General features: G+C 37.4%; 15 protein-coding genes and 2 pseudogenes. 8 read left to right on the top strand and 9 right to left on the bottom strand.

Going from position 1 to position 15,332, the window contains the following annotated elements:
• A pseudogene (locus CP355_RS10560) lies at window positions 1-190 on the top strand (IS5/IS1182 family transposase); the annotation flags it as partial.
• On the opposite strand, the gene CP355_RS10565 reads toward CP355_RS10560, so the two are convergent.
• The 4 genes and pseudogenes from CP355_RS10565 to CP355_RS07590 all read right to left on the bottom strand — a co-directional run bounded on the left by CP355_RS10565 (window position 160) and on the right by CP355_RS07590 (window position 3,801).
• Window positions 160-690, bottom strand: a complete 531-nt coding sequence (locus CP355_RS10565; RefSeq protein WP_233187005.1) for an amino acid permease — start codon at window positions 688-690, stop codon at window positions 160-162. The pseudogene CP355_RS10560 and the gene CP355_RS10565 overlap by 31 nt on opposite strands.
• Window positions 593-1,524 (bottom strand): annotated as a pseudogene (locus tag CP355_RS10795) (amino acid permease). Before CP355_RS10795 ends, CP355_RS10565 begins: the two are co-directional and overlap by 98 nt.
• Before the next feature lie 133 nt (window positions 1,525-1,657).
• Complete coding sequence (locus CP355_RS07585; protein WP_056945536.1) at window positions 1,658-2,485, bottom strand: exodeoxyribonuclease III; 828 nt, start codon at window positions 2,483-2,485, stop codon at window positions 1,658-1,660.
• Window positions 2,486-2,958: 473 nt separating this feature from the next.
• Entirely contained in the window at window positions 2,959-3,801 is an 843-nt protein-coding gene (locus tag CP355_RS07590; protein WP_098044257.1) for a fructosamine kinase family protein, read from the bottom strand.
• A gap of 126 nt (window positions 3,802-3,927) precedes the next feature.
• Here CP355_RS07590 and CP355_RS07595 point away from each other — a divergent pair, with 126 nt between their 5' ends.
• Complete coding sequence (locus tag CP355_RS07595; protein WP_087236206.1) at window positions 3,928-4,941, top strand: D-2-hydroxyacid dehydrogenase; 1,014 nt, start codon at window positions 3,928-3,930, stop codon at window positions 4,939-4,941.
• A gap of 57 nt (window positions 4,942-4,998) precedes the next feature.
• Here CP355_RS07595 and CP355_RS07600 read toward each other — a convergent pair whose 3' ends face one another.
• Complete coding sequence (locus CP355_RS07600; protein WP_087236204.1) at window positions 4,999-5,604, bottom strand: histidine phosphatase family protein; 606 nt, start codon at window positions 5,602-5,604, stop codon at window positions 4,999-5,001.
• A 52-nt stretch (window positions 5,605-5,656) separates the two neighbouring features.
• Between CP355_RS07600 and CP355_RS10800 the strand changes: the two genes are divergently transcribed.
• Window positions 5,657-5,965: a hypothetical protein gene (locus CP355_RS10800; protein ID WP_098044258.1), complete on the top strand. Its 309-nt coding sequence runs from the start codon at window positions 5,657-5,659 to the stop codon at window positions 5,963-5,965.
• Between the two features lie 505 nt (window positions 5,966-6,470).
• Here CP355_RS10800 and CP355_RS07615 read toward each other — a convergent pair.
• From CP355_RS07615 to CP355_RS07625, 3 genes are all read right to left on the bottom strand, one after another.
• Window positions 6,471-7,289 (bottom strand): Cof-type HAD-IIB family hydrolase, encoded by an 819-nt coding sequence (locus CP355_RS07615; protein ID WP_098044259.1) that lies wholly within the window; start codon window positions 7,287-7,289, stop codon window positions 6,471-6,473.
• Window positions 7,290-7,414: 125 nt separating this feature from the next.
• Complete coding sequence (locus tag CP355_RS07620) at window positions 7,415-9,337, bottom strand: translation factor GTPase family protein (RefSeq protein ID WP_098044260.1); 1,923 nt, start codon at window positions 9,335-9,337, stop codon at window positions 7,415-7,417.
• Between the two features lie 210 nt (window positions 9,338-9,547).
• Entirely contained in the window at window positions 9,548-10,405 is an 858-nt protein-coding gene (locus tag CP355_RS07625) for an aldo/keto reductase (RefSeq protein ID WP_098044261.1), read from the bottom strand.
• 112 nt (window positions 10,406-10,517) lie between these two features.
• Here CP355_RS07625 and CP355_RS07630 point away from each other — a divergent pair, with 112 nt between their 5' ends.
• A complete protein-coding gene (locus CP355_RS07630; protein WP_233187008.1) occupies window positions 10,518-11,045 on the top strand; it encodes a CorA family divalent cation transporter in 528 nt (175 codons plus the stop codon).
• 43 nt (window positions 11,046-11,088) lie between these two features.
• On the opposite strand, the gene CP355_RS07635 is transcribed toward CP355_RS07630, so the two are convergent.
• Window positions 11,089-11,796: a YjjG family noncanonical pyrimidine nucleotidase gene (locus tag CP355_RS07635; protein ID WP_162606884.1), complete on the bottom strand. Its 708-nt coding sequence runs from the start codon at window positions 11,794-11,796 to the stop codon at window positions 11,089-11,091.
• 339 nt (window positions 11,797-12,135) lie between these two features.
• On the opposite strand from CP355_RS07635, the gene trpX reads away from it, so the two are divergent.
• From trpX to CP355_RS07655, 4 genes are all read left to right on the top strand, one after another.
• Window positions 12,136-13,128: a tryptophan ABC transporter substrate-binding protein gene (gene trpX / locus CP355_RS07640; RefSeq protein WP_087236193.1), complete on the top strand. Its 993-nt coding sequence runs from the start codon at window positions 12,136-12,138 to the stop codon at window positions 13,126-13,128.
• Window positions 13,125-14,021, top strand: a complete 897-nt coding sequence (locus CP355_RS07645) for an ABC transporter permease (protein ID WP_025006122.1) — start codon at window positions 13,125-13,127, stop codon at window positions 14,019-14,021. Before trpX ends, CP355_RS07645 begins: the two co-directional genes overlap by 4 nt.
• Complete coding sequence (locus CP355_RS07650; RefSeq protein ID WP_098044262.1) at window positions 14,018-14,779, top strand: ABC transporter ATP-binding protein; 762 nt, start codon at window positions 14,018-14,020, stop codon at window positions 14,777-14,779. The genes CP355_RS07645 and CP355_RS07650 overlap by 4 nt, the downstream gene beginning before the upstream one ends.
• A 113-nt stretch (window positions 14,780-14,892) precedes the next feature.
• Window positions 14,893-15,249: a hypothetical protein gene (locus CP355_RS07655; RefSeq protein WP_098044263.1), complete on the top strand. Its 357-nt coding sequence runs from the start codon at window positions 14,893-14,895 to the stop codon at window positions 15,247-15,249.
• Window positions 15,250-15,332: the final 83 nt, after the last annotated feature.

The following is a 15,332-nucleotide window of genomic DNA, read 5'->3' on the forward strand; positions in this document are numbered from 1 at the left end:
GAATTTAAGCAAATATTGGAACAGAAGATGGTCAAAAGACCAATTTTCTTTGTTCAAAAATAAAAATAGACAGAAAAAGACGGTCAAGCAACTCAAATTAAGAGTTGGATTGATCGTCTTTCAGTATCTAAGGGTTAGTTTTTTCCCAGACACTTTCATTTATTGTTTTTGCCATTTTTCATGCCAGTGATAAAGAACTAACGGCAAAATTGAAACGATCGCGCACATGCCAATTAATGTCCAGACATAGATTCCACGTAATCCTGCTGCAGTTCCTTGAGCAGGTACAAAAGTAACAAAGAATGCGACAACTGTGATAATCAAAGCCAAAATTGCAATTGCAATACTCAATTTTGGATTCTTGCTCATGTAGTACATGCGGTGATAATCTTCATGTTTTTTCTTCAAAACCATGTAGGCTATTAACATGATCATATATACCATCAAATATTGTGCTGTTGTTGCGGCTAATGAAACATTAAACGCAAAGTCAGCATCGGTACCACTGGTAAAGGTAATCAGCAATGCTGAAATAGTAACGATTGCTGATTGCAAAATCATAATTCTAATTGGAACGCCATGCTTAGTTGTTTTAGCGAAAAAACTTAGGCATGTAGCCTTCTTTAGCAGCTTCGTACATTCCCTGGTTAGGACCAGCGATCCAGTTACCAAGCTCGCCGATAATACCACAAGCTAGCATTACGCCAACAATCTTTTGCAATAAATCTCCTGGCAATCCGATAGAAGTCAACAGTTTGCCATAGGTATAAACGAAACCTGTGCTGTTTTGGATTTCACTTTTAGGAACAGTCATTCCAATTGCCATACTTCCCAAAAGGTCAAAGCAAATTGCAGTTGCAGCCAGAGCCAACATTACTTTTGAATAAGATTTTGGATGGTCTAAGTTCTTAACGTGTGGTGCAGAAGCTTCTCCCCCCCACAGAAGGCAAGCATAAATGGTACAAAAGCTACTAATGTAGTGCCATTTAAATGATGTGGAACTATCGTATGCCAATTAATCACCATATGAACTGGATGACCTTGTGCCAAGTATACAAAGAATGAAATAATCAATAAAATTACCGGAAGCGCAATTCCTAAAATGAATAGCCATTCCGCAATTCGTCCGATTTTTCTAATCCCAATAACTTGAATTGCGGTTGCACCCCATAAAATGATCATCATTAAGATAAAACGCACAATTGGCGTGGTGTTAAACCAAGGAGTTCCAAAAGCAATCGACAATGCACCAATAATCACGTACATCATCGTGTCCATCCCCACAGTAATGTGAATCCATTGGTAAAACATTGCGGTCCAACCCGTTTTGTCTCCTAAAGAGCCTTTAACCCAGGTAAAGATGCCGCCTTTTTCCCAACCATCAATTGAAGCCATTTCACCGGCCATTTGAGTAATTGGAATAAACCATGCAATTCCAGCAATCAATAGATAAAATAATGCCGTAGCACCAGTTTTACCAAATGGGGCTAGTTCGTCCACGGAAATAACCATCGAACTAGTCATTGCAAAAAGCTTAAAAGCTGTTAGACGATTATACTTTAGATCTTGATCTAAAGCCCAATCTTCTTTCTCGTTATTCAAAAAATTTCAACCCTTATTTTAATTTAAAGTTCATTATACTAGTATTTTCGGTAATTTAAAGATTTATTTCTAGCAAAATTGGACAGTGGTCTGCACGTTTGCCCGTATCAATCATCTCTGAGCGAACTACTTTATCCGCAATTCGGTTGCTTACTAACCAGTAATCAATTCTCCAGCCTGAGTTATTAGCTTTGGCCGTTCTAACTCTTTGAGCCCACCAAGAATAAACTCCTTCAACGTTGCCATTAACTTTTCTAAATGTATCGGTAAAACCAGCATCGAGTAAATTAGTAAAATCTGCTCTTTCTTCATCAGTAAAGCCGGCAGAATGATGATTATTTTCGGGATGCTTCAAGTCAATTTCGGTGTGAGCACAGTTATAGTCCCCACTTGCTAAAACCGGCTTTTCTTCATTTAATTTTTTCAAATATTCAATATATTTTTGATCCCAGATTTGACGATCAGCTAAACGTTTTAAGCCATTACCTGAATTTGGCGTATAAACTTGAGTAACAAAATATTTATCAAATTCTAAAGTGATTATTCGTCCTTCTTCATCCATTGGTTCAGGTGCACCAATTGCTGGTTTAGAAACTGCTGGAGTTAATCCCTTTTTGTACAAATACATTGTTCCTGCATAGCCTTTTCGAGCGGGCTCTTCAGATGAACGCCAAACATAATCGTATTCTGGAAACTTTTCTGCTAATGCAGCTTGGTGCTTTTTAGTTGGGCCAGTTGCGCGCAGTTTAGTTTCTTGAATTGCAATAATATCTGGATTTAAAGCATGAATCTTATCTAAAACTTCACGCGTCTCTTCTGCTCTAGCTGAAATTCCAGTTAATGCCGCATTCAATGAATCAATATTCCATGAAATTAAAATCATTATTTTTCCCCTTTAAAAATATTTCAAAACTAATTATAGCCAAAAAAAGAAAAAGGATTAGCTTAGATGACTTTTCTAAACTAATCCTTTTAAGGGAGTTGTGTTGAATGAGAATAACGAGATTTTTTACATTAGCCTACTCATCACTAATGTTGCGAAAATGATTTATCAAGATTAACAAAACGTTCAACGCTAGAGATACTGCAGGGGAGCCTGATTCCTCACTTTCGCAAAAAGGGGATGGACTTTTTATCAATCTTCACTTTTATGGTTGCACAGGGGACAACCAGTAAAAGCAATACCCAATGTATGAATCAATATATGTCCAATAGGATGTATTAATAAGGAATTAGAAGATTTGTTACCTTCTTGCAACTTATCTCTATATTTGTTGCGTTGTATTTTTGTTATGAGTATATAATATCAGCAGGCTGACATAGCGTCACTATTTATTTTTTCTCTTAATAAATTCTTTAGAAATTGCTCAAAATATAATCAACTTCTCCTCCATATTCTTCACCAAATAAATCTAAATGCATGCAAAGATAATAGAAGCGATACCAGTTAAGACGCCGTTCTAGGTCTGGTTTTAAAGGATAAATTTCATTGTATGCTGCATAAAATTCATCATTGAAGCCGCCGAAAACTGTCGTCATCGCTAAATCAAATTCACGATCTGCATACACGGCATCTGGATCAATTAGATAGGGCTTTTCTTTTGCAAACATCACGTTGCCCCACCACAAGTCGCCATGACACAAGCTGGGCTGAACTTCATTTTTTGCATAATAATCTTTAAAAGCAGCTACCATTTTTTGAAAATGTTTTTCACGATAATCATTCCAGCGACCCACTTTTTTGGCATATTCAACTTCGGGCGTCAAGCGTTGATTAACGTAAAAATCTATCCAACTGGAATTCCAATGATTGTCTTTTTTCAAAATTCGAGTTCGATAAGTATCGCCAAAACCAAATTGCTCATGATGATACTGATGCATTTTTGCGACCATTTTTCCGAGATCAGCTTGATTGCCGCTGGTCCTGTCCAGCCAGTTTAAAAGTAAATATGCATCCCCTTCAATTTGACCACTAGCTAAAACTTGTAAAGTGTTTATCCCAGCTTTAGCCATTTCATTTAGTCCTCTTTTTTCATGATCAAAAAAGGAAGCAGGCTTCTTCGGCTGCACCTTCATGAAATAAGTTTTACTAGCAGTTTTAATTCTAAAAGCTTCATTCATGTCGCCGCCATGCACAGATTCACACGAAATAATTTTCTCTATTGGCAATTGACTAAGCCATTTTTGATTTAACTTCATGATTATTTACCTCTTCTTTCATTATAGATTTTTCTCAAAAAAATTAGATCTTTTGTGTTTTGTTGAGCAAAGTGAAGTGTATAATGAGGAATGGTCATACTAATAAATTTTACGGAGGTTGAATTTATGACAAAGATTTTTGCTTACGCTATTCGTAAAGACGAAGAACCTTTCTTGAACGAATGGAAGGAAGCTCACAAGGATATCGATGTTGATTTCACTGATAAGCTTTTGACTCCTGAAACTGCAAAGCTTGCTAAGGGTGCAGATGGTGTTGTTGTTTACCAACAATTAGACTACACTGCAGATACTCTTCAAGCATTGGCAGATGCTGGCGTAACTAAGATGTCATTACGTAACGTTGGTGTCGACAACATTGACATGGACAAGGCTAAAGAACTTGGCTTTGAAATTACTAATGTTCCAGTTTACTCACCAGACGCTATTGCTGAACATGCTGCTATTCAAGCTGCACGTGTATTACGTCAAGACAAGCGCATGGACGAAAAGATGGCTAAACGTGATTTGCGTTGGGCACCAACTATCGGCCGTGAAGTTCGTGACCAAGTTGTCGGTGTTGTTGGTACTGGTCACATTGGTCAAGTATTTATGAGAATTATGGAAGGTTTCGGCGCAAAGGTTATTGCTTACGATATCTTCAAGAACCCAGAACTTGAAAAGAAGGGTTACTACGTTGACTCACTTGACGATTTGTACAAGCAAGCTGATGTAATTTCACTTCACGTACCAGATGTACCAGCTAACGTTCACATGATCAACGACAAGTCAATCGCAGAAATGAAAGACGGCGTTGTAATTGTAAACTGCTCACGTGGTCCACTTGTTGACACTGATGCTGTAATTCGTGGTTTGGACTCAGGCAAGATCTTCGGCTTCGTTATGGATACTTACGAAGGCGAAGTTGGTGTATTTAACAAGGATTGGGAAGGTAAAGAATTCCCAGACAAGCGTTTGGCAGACTTAATTGATCGTCCAAACGTATTGGTAACTCCACACACCGCCTTCTACACCACTCACGCTGTACGCAACATGGTTGTTAAGGCATTTGACAACAACTTGAAGTTAATCAACGGCGAAAAGCCAGATTCTCCAGTTGCTTTGGACAAGAACAAGTTCTAAAAATAAATTAGAATTAATAAAAAATCTCAGCTCAATTGGGCTGAGATTTTTTTGTACTTATAAATTGTCATTGTAGCTATCAGGTACGTCATCAGCGGGACTAGCTACAGATTTCAAAGTAAAGTTTTGTCCATCATAATTCAAAACAACGATGCCGCAATTGTGATAATGCAATTTGCCTAAGGGATGCAGGCTGTTCAATGCTTTTCTTAAAAAGTTCATTAAAGCCCCACCATGTGAGACAATTAACACATTTTTACCATCTGGAATATCATTTAACAATCTACGAATTGTTTTATCCATTCGCTCACTTACTTCGTCTTGAGTTTCACCGCCAAATTGTTTAAAGAAATCTCCGTAAGGCGGTTTAGGATTCAAACTTTCATCATGAGCTTCGTAGCGACCAAAGGCATACTCTTTTAATCCCTTATCGCGCTTGAATGGCATCTTGTGTTCCGTTATAATTTCCAACGTATCACTCGCTCTTTCAGAGCTTGAAGAAAAGGCATAATCAAAGTGTACGTGTTTTTCTTTTAAATAATCACGTGTAGCTTCTGCTTGTGCAATTCCTAACGGGGTTAGTGGAGAATCACATCTACCTTGAATTTTATGGAAATAATTGAAGAAAGTTTGTCCGTGACGAACTAAATATACTGTAATCATCGTTTTCTCCTAGAGGTTAAAAATGAAAATACTAAAATGAATTGGGATCGGTTTGCTCAGCTTAATCGGTATTTTGCTTGTAGTGATTATCGGTTATGTTGGCTACATGCAAATGCACTATTACCGCATCCCTGACAACCGCAAATTAACAGTAAAAAACAATCAGGCTAAAAAGCTAAGTTTGTATCATCCATATTCTATTATCACTTATAATGTCAGCTTTGGTGCATATAATCACAATTTTGATTTTTTCATGGACAAAGGTGAACTTAAGAACGGCAAAAAACGCAAGGTACCCGCGGTACCGCGTTTTCTAAGCAATCTGTTCTTGATTCGACTGATGGTGTTATTAAGACCATGAAAAAACAGAATCCTGACTTTATGCTCTTTTAAGAAATCGATACTCACTCAACACGTAGTCACTACGTCAATCAAGTCAATTTAGTTGAACATGCTTTTGCCAACAACTTTCATTCAGCTTATCTTGCCTGGCCACTTTATGACCCACACGGCAGCGTTCAATCAGGCTTGCTCAGCATGAGTAAATATCACATGCAAAGTGCAATCAGAAGAAAGTTTCCTGTTTCGTCCGCATTCATTTCTAAATTCACGGATCTTGATCGTTGCTTCACAGTTATGCATTACCCTATCAAAGACGGAAAAGAATTAATCGTCATCAACAGCCACATGTCAGCCTATGACAAGGGTGGTAAAATACGGTCGGCGATGGTTTTATTATTTCGAAAAATATTAAGGCCAAGACTACCGACATCAATACTGATTATCGCTACTCCGATCACAATCCAGTAAGATTGGAATTTAATTTAAGATAAAACTAAAAAGCCGTAAAAACGGCTTTTTTATTTTTATTCAACATCCAAATATTTAGCCAATACTTTAAGTACACCATTTTCATCATTTGACGGTGCTTCGTATTTAGCAACAGCTTTGGCTTTTTCATTGGCATTTGCCATGGCATAACTATAACCACAAGCCTTAAGCATGCCAATATCATTTTCACCATCACCAAAGGCAATTAAATCTTTTTGATCAATATGATAGTACTTAAGCATATCAGCTACACCTTTAGCTTTGTTGATGCCTTTGTGTACCAAATCGATCGTCATATTGCCGCTGCTAGTGCCGCGAACGTAATCGCCATACTTTTCATTGAAACGATCTTGAATAATCGTAGCCAATTCATCATCGGCAGTCAGACAAACCTTCAAAATAGCATCGCTTGGATCGATATCAGTAAATTTATCGATTTCTTCTACCTTACGATAATAAATTCGAATATCGTCTTTAGTTGCCTTATCCATGCTCTTCAAGATGTAACAATGATGTTCTGCACTAACCATGATAATTGCTTCTGGATATTCGGTTTGAATAAAGTTGAGTAGTTTTTGAGCAATATCATAGTCAAGCGCAGTTCTTTTGATTACTTTGCCATCGACTTCTAGAATTGCACCATTTTCAGATACGTAATCAATTCCACTAGTGAATTCTTGAAAGTATTCATGTGAACGAATTAATTGATTACCCGTTGCTGAAATAAATGGAATGTTATTTGCTTGTAATTTTTTTAGGATTTTGCCAAATAGTTCGTGATCAAAAGTCTTTTTTTCTGTTAAAAATGTTCCGTCCATATCAACTGCTACGGCTTTAAAAGGAATTGTAGTCATTAATATCAACCTTTCTATCATAGTTTTATCTTACTATGTAAGCGGTTATCTTTCATTATTTACAGGGCAAAATGAAATTTCTTTCACAGGTAATCATATATTTCAGTTTACGCAAGAATTTTTCTCTAATCTAATGGGTAACTATAAGGATAATGTGCGGTCTGCGGCACTTGATCCCAGGTTACTGTATGCCCTGCTCCATGAGAACAAAATACAGAGTTTGGTGTATTTTCTAAATCAGACACAGGATCATAGTCTTTCGCTGCAATTATTTCATCCGCATTATGACATGGCAAATATCCTTTGACTACGCATTCAAATATTCCCTGACCATGAGTATAGCTACGCACTTCAGTCGCATAATCTCGCATCTCACTAACTGGTGCAGATCCATTAATAATCGTTCGATTTCCATTATTTTCAGGCGTATCGAACTTACCATGCATCCGCTGAATATCATTCAAAGCACGGCCCACTTGATCCTGCTCAACCTCTAAATGAAAATCATACCAAGGCTCAAGCAGCTGCAGCTCATTTCTAACTTTCAACTCCATCAAACCCTGACGAATGGCGCGATACGTCGCCTCTCTAAAGTCACCACCGACTGAGTGCACTAGACTGCCCTTCCCACCGATCAAGGTAATTTTCATATCTGTAATTGGCGAGCCGGTTAAAACACCTAAATGTTCCTTAGACTTTAATGCTGTCATGATTTGGTGCTGCCAATTTTTAGTTAGAACTTCCAAATCACACTTATTTTCAAAAATAATGCCACTGTTTTCGGAACCTGGTTCAAGGAGTAGGTGAACTTCCGCGTAATGGCGCAATGGTTCAAAGTGTCCGACAGCTTCGATCGGTTTAGTAATTGTTTCTTTATATAAAATATTGCCTTGTTCAAAGCTGATTGCTAAACTAAATCGCTCCTGCAAAAGCTGCTCTAATATTTCTAACTGGATTTCTCCCATTACTTGGACATGAATCTCTTGTAAATGTTCTGACCAAGTTACATGTAATTGCGGATTTTCATCTTCTAAAACTTTCAACGCCTTTAAACATTCAGGAATGTCATGCTCACCAGGATTTACCCGATATGTCAAAACAGGCTTAAAGAACGCGTGCGTATCTGCCGTGCCAATTCCTTCACCGGGATAAGTATCTTTTAGACCAGTAGCTGCTACAACATCCCCAGTCGTTGCTTCAGGCACCACATTGAACTTGGCGCCGTTATAGTTGCGTAATTGGTTGATTTTCTCATCACCCAGCATGCTTTTAGCTTTTAAGCTGCCACCTAAAACCCGCAACCATGATAGACGCTCACCTTTTTGATCATGGGAAATCTTGAAACATCTTGCCTTAAAGTCTGAACTAAATGCCTTTTCTTTCGTCCATTGATCTAAGCCAGCTAAAAATTCAGGAATGCCAGTAAGCTTTAATGCTGAACCAAAGAACACAGGGAATACCTGTCTTTGTAAAACCAATTTCTGAATATCAGCCACTTCAATTGCCTGTCCATCTAAATATTTTTCCAGCAAGTCGTCATCAACTGCAGCGATATTTTCATAAAAATCATCATCGATCTTATTAAAATCAATGCATCCCTGATCAAGATTCTCTTGAATATCAGCTAAAACCTGCTTGAGATCAATACCCGCAATATCAGTTTTATTAACAAAAATAAAGGTCGGCACGTTATAACGCTGGAGCAGTCGCCATAACGCCTTAGTGTAACTAACTACACCATCTGTAGCTGAGACCACTAAGATGGCATAATCTAGTACGCCAAGCGTCTCCTCAGTCTGCGCCGCAAAGTCAACGTGCCCTGGGGTATCCAATAAAGTAACATCTAAATCTTTAGTCGTCAGTTTAGCAGCATGTAAAAAAATCGTAATGCCGCGCTTTTTCTCAAGCGAATTAGTATCTAAAAACGCATCTCCATTATCTACTCGGCCCAAATTGCGCAAGTTTCCTGCTGTATAAAGCAGAGCCTCTGATAACGTAGTTTTACCCGCGTCAACGTGAGCTAATATTCCTATTGTAATTTTCTTCATTTTTTCACCTTAAACAAAAAAGCCCTGCAATAGCAGAGCCACACGTCGACGTACAGTAACCAGCTGTATACACGTCAATTTATAATCTTTAATTTCGTCGTACCTCCAAAGTACGTGAAAAAACTGCTTAAGTTTCTTTTAGATCTTCTAAAGAACTACTTTAAGTAGCAAAACTGGTCGCCCTCTGGGCGGCTTTTTTAATTAATTTCATTAAAAATCAACTTGATCAGGATCGTTAGCCAACTTGCTTGCTCCACGCAAATCATCTAACTTGGCCATGTCTTCTGGACTAATTTCAAAATCAAATACATCTGCATTAGCTGCAATATATTTAGGGTGAACTGACTTAGGCAATGGCAAAAATCCATGTTGCAGCGACCAACGAATTAACACTTGGGCTGGAGACTTACCATAATGTTCAGCAACTTCACCTACTGTTTCATTACCAAGCAAACCACCTGTACCTAATGGACTGTAAGCTTCATTAAGCATATTGTATTCCTTGCTTGCTGCAGTAACTTCCGGTTGCAAATCGCTTGGGTTTAAGTAGTTCTGGTTAACAACTGGCTTAATTTCTGCTGTCTTCATCAATTCATCCAAGTGATGCTTTCTAAAGTTAGACACACCAATTGCACGAATCTTACCAGCTTGGACAGCTTCTTCCATCGCTTGCCAGCTTTCGGCATTTAACTCTGCCCAATGATCACGCATGTTAGCAGGATTTGGCCAATGAATTAAATACATATCTAAGTAATCCAGACCAAGCTTTTCTAAACTAGTGTCGATTGCTTTCTTTGTCTTGTCATAGCCGTGATCCGCGTTCCACAACTTAGTAGTAACAAATAAATCATGACGATTAACGCCGCTCTTCTTAATTGCTTCGCCAACACTTTCTTCATTGCCATAAGCTGCAGCGGTATCAATATGACGGTAGCCAGCGTTCAATGCGGCTAAAACTGATTCCTTGGCTACTTCACCACTTGGAGTTTGCCAAGTACCGAAGCCGATTACGGGAATCTTAACGCCATTGTTCAAAGTATAAGTATCTGTAATTGAATGTAATTCCATATATGTTTTTCCTTAATTTTTTCTAAAAAAGTTTGCTTTCAAGCTAATCTTATCTGTCTATAACTACTCACATGATAATCTTAAACTAAATAATCAATGTGAGGTGAATAATATGCCTGAAAAATCTTTCTTAATTTTGAAAAGCAACTTAACTGCTTCCGATATTAAACAATTAACCAGCCAATGGGATTTAGATTCTGCTATTTTTGCTAATTTATTTAGTCAGCTTGATCATATCAACCAAAAACTAAATGCTGTCAAAAGAAAAATAGATTATTTAGATTCCGTTGCACGTGAAACAACTAAAACTAAAGAACTTAAAAAAGTTACTGACTTAACTAGAGAACTAGTCTACCTCAAACACACATTAGATGATCAAACAGAAAGCTTACGCTCTTTTGGTGAATATCTAAAAAAGAATCAACTTGCTTCCTCTGCCGACATTGCCAGTTTAATGACTAAACAAGCGCAACTGACTAAGATGATCCATGTTTATACGGATCTATTGAATTCAATCAGTGGCTTATTCACCGCCATGATGGACAGCCATTTGAATCACTTAATGAAATATCTGAATTCCGTTGCTTTAATCATTGCTATTCCGACTTTAATCAGCGGTATCTGGGGCATGAATATTTGACAATTATTTGGGCAATTATTCTAAAGAAAAAGAAGTACAACGATTAGTACTTCTTCTCAAAATCATTTTGCATTAATTTAACAAATTCAGGATAATTTTCCACTTCAAACTTGGGATGTAAATTCAAGGTGTTTTTACGATGACGGTGATTGTACCAGATACTGTCAAAGCCATATCTTTCAGCTCCTAAAATATCTGATTGTAAACCATCGCCAAAAAAGACCGTATCATTAGGACCAATTTCCGTGCGGCTAAAGAAATAGTCAAAGGCATGGACATTAGGTTTAGAATAATGAGCTTCTTCCGAAGTAACAATTAAATCAAAATATTTCTTCACGCCCGCTAATTCTAAGCGATGATTTTGCATAAACTTTTCGCCATTACTTAAAACGGTTAATTTATAGCCCTGTTTTTTAGCAAACTTAAGAGTATCTTCTACTCCGGGAAGCAATTGGTGGGCTTCACCAAAGTAGGAACGATATTCATTCATCATCTTTTGACCATCAATTTCTAAACCGAAATGCTCCTTAATAAAATCGTGAAAAGTCATCTCACTTAGTTCTTCATAGGTTATTTCACCTTGTTCAAGCTTGCGCCATAATCCTTGATTATAGGCATGATATTGGCGTTGAAGTTCTGGCGTTAATTGCCAGTGATGAACGTTGAAAAGGCTGTGTAAAGCAAAATCTTCCGTAGCAGCAAAGTCGATGATCGTATCATCTACATCGAAAATAATTTGTTGATAGCGCAATGAAGTCATTCCCTTCTATTTTTTATAGCTGGGTATTAATTATACCAGCTATCATTAAGAAAAAAATAATTGACATCTTTCTCACCTTTCTTTAAAATTTGAGCAACAAGTATTTTAGACGAAAGGAAGATTTATCATGTTTAAGAATGTAGTACTCAATCGTTGGCAATTCCAGCACTAGAGTTGTTTCTGCACGCTTAAGGTACAGATGCGGCTCATACGATCGCGTCTGTGCTGGTAAATCTTCATGAAAATTACCCGCACGGAAAATAAACGTGCGGGTTTTGTTTTAAGCATTTCCCGTCAAGAGGAAATGCTTTTTTTGTTTGAGGTTTAAAAATGAAAAGATTAATTGGAACGCTTATTGCTCTTTTTGCTTTTTTGATTGTGGCTTTCATTTCTGAAACAAACCAAGAAAAAGCAGAACAAAAACAACCAACTGTAGGAATTTTACAAACTATGAGTCACCCTGCTTTAGATCAAATTCATCGGGGAATTATTCAAGGGCTCAAAGAAGAAGGGTATTTTGAAGGTAAAAATATTAAAATTGATTTTCAAAATGCCCAAGGCGACCAAAGCAATCTAAAATCAATGGGTGATCGCTTTATCGGGGAACATGCCGCATTAACTATCGGAATCGCTACGCCAGCAGTTCAGTCTTTAGCCAATACTCCGGGAGATACACCGGTAATCATGGGAGCTGTTAGCGATCCTCTTGGTGCACATCTAGTCAAAAGTTTAGCTCGTCCTGGTGGCAAAATCACTGGGGTTCAAGACAGACAACCAATTGCGGCTCAACTTAAATTAATGAAAACTATTATGCCTGATCTAAAAAAAGTTGGCGTTGTTTATACTTCTAGCGATGATTCTTCTACTTCAGAATATCGAGAATTTAAACAGCTCGCAGAAAAACAAGGTCTAAATGTTACACCTTATACCATTACTTCTACCAATGATATCGAACAAGTCGCTCAAACCTTAGCTGGAAAAGTTCAGGCAGTATATGTGCCAACTGATAACACCGTAGCTTCAGGAATTGCCACGCTACTTAAAGCAACAAACGCAGTGAAGATTCCGGTCTTTCCTGCCGCAGATACAATGGTTAAATCAGGCGGACTAGCAACTCGCTGTGTTAGTCAATACGACATGGGACTTTTAACTGGTAGAATGGCGGGACAAGTTTTGCACGGTAAAAATCCGGCAACCTTACCCGTTAAACGAGTAACTCATTACGAAACAGTAATTAATGCTAAAACTGCAGAGAAATTAAATATTCATATTCCAGCTTCTGTTTTATCTGCCGCACAAAAGAAAGGAAGAATTATCAAATGAGTTTAATTACTTCAACTATTGGTCAAGGGCTCTTATGGGGAATATTGGCTCTTGGACTTTTCCTAACATTTAGAATCCTGAACTTCCCTGATATGACCGTCGAGGGTACTTTTCCTTTTGGTGCAGCTATCTGTATCAGCGCACTAGTTCATGGCGTTAATCCAATTATCGCCACTATCCTCTCTTTTTTAGGTGGAATGCTCACAGGCTTAATTACTGGGCTGCTTTACACCAAAGGCAAAATTCCCGTTTTATTAGCTGGGATTTTAACTATGACCGGAATTTATTCTGTCAACTTACGTATTTTAGGGAAAGCAAATGTCGGCCTGCTTAATAAAGCTACATTGCTGAACGAAAAATTTTTACAAAGATTGCCCGATAATTTTCCTACTATTGTAGTTGGATTACTTTTCGCCATTTTTATTATTTTATTGCTAGCACTTTTCTTAAATACCGATCTTGGACAAGCCTTTATCGCTACCGGTGATAATGAAAAAATGGCTCAATCATTAGGCATAAATACCGATAACATGAAAATTCTCGGCCTAATGCTATCTAACGGTTTAATTGGTTTAGCCGGCGGATTATTAGGGCAAAATGGCGGCTATGCCGATGTTAATATGGGAATCGGAACGATGGTTATTGGCTTAGCTGCAATTATTATTGGTGAAGTGGTTTACGGCAATTTATCTTTAACAGCACGACTAATTGCCGTAGTCATCGGCAGCATTATTTATCGTTTGATTCTATTATTAGTATTGCAACTTGGTTTCAGCACCAACGACTTCAAGTTGATTTCAGCAATTATTTTAGCCATCTGCATGATGTTGCCTTTATTTGAAAAGAAATTTCATACTCGTAAATTATTGAAAAAAGGTGTGACTAAGCCATGAGTACAATTTTAGATTTACAAAATATCACTACCACAGTCAACGTTGGAACTAGCGAAGAAAAAAATATTCTTAAAAATATCAATTTAAAAATAAACGATGGTGACTTTATCACCCTACTTGGAACTAACGGAGCCGGGAAGTCTACGTTACTTAACATTATCAATGGTTCTATTTTTCCCTCTAGCGGGAAAATTATTTTAAAAGAGCGCGATTTAACTAATTTATCTGAGGTAAAACGGGCAAAATATATTGCACAGGTTTTCCAAGATCCAAAAATGGGAACTGCACCTAGAATGACCGTTGCCGAAAATTTACTGCTGGCTACTAAACGCGGGCAACAACGTGGATTGCATTTACGTGGATTGGACCAGCATTTAGAAGAATTTAAGCGTGAGACAGCTCAACTACCCAATGGCTTAAATGAACGGTTAAATACTTTTGTCGGCAATTTATCTGGTGGTCAAAGACAAACTCTCAGTTTCTTGATGGCGACTATCAAAAAGCCTGAACTCCTTTTACTTGATGAACATACTGCTGCTCTAGATCCAAATACCAGTCGGCAACTCCTAGAATTAACCAACAAGGTTGTTAAAAAAGAACATTTAACTTGCATCATGATTACCCACCAATTAAAAGATGCCATTAAATATGGCAACCGCACTATTATTCTAAATAGTGGAAAAATTGTTTTAGATGTTAATGGACAAGACAAAAAGACTTTAACTGAAGAAGATATTTTGCAATATTTTACCGATTAAGACTTAAATCCAGATGTTTTAATAAGCACCTGGATTTTTTATAACAAAAATTTTTGTTTTTTTATTTTTTACTTTTTATAATTAAAACTTGGCATAAACGTTATTATAGGATCATGTTTGATTCAAAGAAATTAGTTAAAGTTGTTTCAGTTGCAGTTGCTTCAATGAGTTTATTAGGTGTTAGTGCTTCAGTTAGTGAAGCTGCTACTTTCACTGCTCCAAAGCTTGGTGTTTCAGAAGTTGCTCCTACTAACCCTTCAATCAAGAAAGGCGACAAGATCTTCGTTGTTGTAAAAGACACCGAGAATCAAAAAGTTAACGTTTTAAACGCTAACGGCAAGAAGATCGTTAAGAAAGTTTCAATGGGTTCAACTTTCACTGCTAAAGCAGTTAAGAAGACTAACGGCAAGAAGATCGTTAAGCTCAACAAGAGTCAATGGTTGAACGCTAAGGACGTTGTTAAGGACTAATTTTTTCAGATCAAAACAAATAAATAATTTTCGCCGATTGTAAAATTAAATTGAACACTTGATAAAAAATAAAAAGTCCATTC

The organism is Lactobacillus sp. UMNPBX4 (assembly GCF_002554115.1).
Taxonomy (GTDB): domain Bacteria; phylum Bacillota; class Bacilli; order Lactobacillales; family Lactobacillaceae; genus Lactobacillus; species Lactobacillus gallinarum.